This is a genomic window from Vibrio sp. Isolate22, assembly GCF_022398115.1.
Lineage (GTDB): Bacteria > Pseudomonadota > Gammaproteobacteria > Enterobacterales > Vibrionaceae > Vibrio.
Genome location: NZ_JAKEUW010000124.1, coordinates 1 through 2675, shown reverse-complemented (window position 1 = coordinate 2675; position 2675 = coordinate 1). Strand labels below are relative to the sequence as shown.

At 41.9% G+C, this 2675-nt stretch carries 4 protein-coding genes; 1 reads left to right on the top strand and 3 read right to left on the bottom strand.

The genetic code is table 11. From position 1 onward, the window contains the following. Positions 1–218, top strand: a 218-nt coding sequence (locus L1D55_RS27000) for an IS3 family transposase (RefSeq protein WP_239915817.1), incomplete at its 5' end; no start/stop codon positions are given. A gap of 27 nt (positions 219–245) precedes the next feature. Here the strand turns inward: L1D55_RS27000 and L1D55_RS26995 are convergent. From L1D55_RS26995 to L1D55_RS26985, 3 genes are all read right to left on the bottom strand, one after another. Continuing rightward, positions 246–1586 carry a hypothetical protein gene (locus L1D55_RS26995; protein WP_239919494.1) on the bottom strand — a complete coding sequence of 447 codons (1341 nt, stop codon included), beginning with the start codon at positions 1584–1586 and terminating at the stop codon, positions 246–248. Between the two features lie 271 nt (positions 1587–1857). Continuing rightward, a complete protein-coding gene (locus L1D55_RS26990; protein WP_239919493.1) occupies positions 1858–2328 on the bottom strand; it encodes a GNAT family N-acetyltransferase in 471 nt (156 codons plus the stop codon). 106 nt (positions 2329–2434) lie between these two features. Then, on the bottom strand, positions 2435–2675 hold a 241-nt coding region (locus tag L1D55_RS26985), incomplete at its 5' end, for a transposase (protein ID WP_239918106.1).

The following is a 2675-nucleotide window of genomic DNA, read 5'->3' as shown; positions in this document are numbered from 1 at the left end:
GTATGAGTAGGAAAGGAAACTGCTGGGACAATGCTTGTGTTGAGAGTTTCTTCCATTCTATGAAAGTGGAAGCGATCCAATATGAGCCGATTATGACGAGAGAGCAGATGCGCCAAACGATCTTCGAGTACATAGAGGTTGATTATAATCGAACGAGAAGGCACAGTGCTCTTGGGTATCTAAGCCCAGTTAACTTTGAACAACAAAATGTCGCTTAATGAAGTGTCCAGTCTGGCTGGAGCAGATCACCAATCACCCTTACTGTAGTAATAAATGTTGTCGTAGACACTTTCCACAGAAAGTTTGTATGCTTTGGTGCTATCTGGAAACTTTAAGCTGCCTGGTATAAGGTTGGCCCAAACATTTTCATCATCTGTTTGATCCATGATAGAACTAACATTGAGTCCACCTACATCTAACTGCTTAGCATTAGCAATTTCATCAAAAGCTGAACTGTTAGTTTTTAGGGTTACACTGCCATCTTTATTCGACGTAATACTAGCTAAGGTATAATCACTTGCCACCCAGCCGTCTTTGTCGAGTACCATATTGCTTTCGTCTGGAGTGTTTTCAAACTCAACAAATTGCTTTGTATCGTAGTCATAGATGAAATTAGTCTCAGTAACAGAGTTATCTGAAGATGCTTTTAGTGTCCCATATGAAACCACTGAGTCTGTACCTGACTCCTTTGCACCATCAAACCAATTAATACCATCTGTTTTAATCAGCTTCGCAAGGTCGGCTTGCTTGGATTCTTTATTTGCTTCGTTTTCTTTAATTTTATCTTCAAGATTAGAGTCATCAATGGCGATGTGGTCGCGATTAATGCTGCCAGCAATGTCGCTCGGGTTGAAGTTTTCTCCCGCGGCTTCAATATTTTTGACGACTTCATATAGTACTCGAGTCACTTCTTCATTGATCAACGCCGTGAGCGCTTCTACAGAAATACCAGCACCCGCTGCGGTTTCTGATAGTGCGTCAGTATTCTCTGCCATGACCGATGCAGTAACTTGAGCAACGCGGTGTAGGTTCTCAAAAGCTGCTTTTTGTGAGTCTGCTAGCTTGTCGTTGTTTTTGGCCTCAATGTAATCTTGAGTTAAGTCGAGCGTTGTCCCTAACTTCTCTTGAATAGTTGCTTTCGCTTCATCTAATGATGCGCCACTTTCAATTTCATTCTGTATGAGTGTGGTTAACGGGCTAATAAACTCTGATTGTGGTGGCGCCGTTAAGCGGTAGCTTTTGCTTAACACAACACCAGGGTTATCCGTGTCGATGGTTTGTCCTGCAACCACTTCGATTAACAGAGTGCTCTGTTCTAGTTGCTCTTGAGTTAAGTTTTCAATGGTGAATTCGCCATTGTCGCCGGTTACGGCATTTGGCTCATCCTTATCACACTCTTTGTTGTTGTTTAGATCCAAACATGCATTAGCACCTACCAAATAGCCATCTGCGGCTTTGGCGGTAAGAGATGCTGTTGTTGCCGTTGAACCAGCACTATCTGTTGTGGGGCTATTCGAACTATCGCTACCACATCCTGCTATCCCTAGGGCTATTGCCACAGCTAACAGTGAACGTTGACCATTCATGTTAGTTCTCCTTTATTGAGTTATTGATAAAAGTCTTCTATTCAGAAATTAATTGATGGAATGTCATTGATAAATATGACGATTTATAAATTGAGTGCCATTGTTGTGGAATGTATCAAATAGGGATTACGCGGAAACTGTAGGAGTTTTTATTCTAGAGTTACATCAAATTTGGTTATTTTGATGTGTGAGTCATATCTCTCGCAAATGTATAGATTTTGCAATCTATATAAATATCAATTACTTGCTTTTTGGACTGAAGGTCACCTGGCTAGAGAGAGGCTTTTATTTTTAGCTTATAAGAAACAAAATCCTCATCACTGTCATCAACAACCTGATAGCCAAGGCCTTCGTAAAATTGGATGGCGCGAGTGTTGCCTCTGAAGCTAGATAGGGTGACTTGGTTTCGCTGTTCCAGGCGCGCTTTATTGTGAATCAGCATCATGACTTGTTGACCGATGTTTTGGTTTTGATGTTGAGGGAAAATAATCAATAAGTGAACGTGGTATGCATTGTCGTAAGGTTTGAAGCAGGTAAGCCCGACCTTTTGAGAGCCTTTATGCACCCAATGAAACCAAGAGGGCTGGTAGTCGTTTGAGAGGCGGTAGCGCTGAAACTCGTCATCCCAGCCAAACACATTGTCGACGTGTTCGAAGATACCTTGTTTAACGCAGTCAAACAGCTCGTCAAACTCGGAGCTTAAGACGGTTTCTAACCTAAGTTCTCCGCATTTGCTTGTCATTCTTTCTATTTCCTTACCCTGAATCTTGGATAAGCAAACAATACCATAAGCGGCTGATATTTATACTAAATGAAAAAGCCACGAAGATACGTGGCTTTTAAAAGGTTCATCGCGGCTTTCCGGGGAAAGCCGCTTTTATCTTCAAGAAGAAGTAGTCTGTATCTCGATACCCATACCCCATTCGCTTGATTAACTTTATTTTGTTGTTTATCCCTTCCAATGTGCAGGTGTTGAGCGGATAACTTGCCGATCCAATAATACCGTGAAGATAAGGCCTCAGTTTTCGTGCGAACTCTTTCAATGGCTTAATTCCACTTTCTTGCACTTGTGCCCACCATACCTCCCAG

Excerpts from the sequence above, each read along its gene's own strand:
- L1D55_RS26995 (WP_239919494.1), bottom strand. The coding sequence starts at position 1,586 with ATGAATGGTCAACGTTCACTGTTAGCTGTGGCAATAGCCCTAGGGATA.
- L1D55_RS26990 (WP_239919493.1), bottom strand. The coding sequence starts at position 2,328 with ATGACAAGCAAATGCGGAGAACTTAGGTTAGAAACCGTCTTAAGCTCC.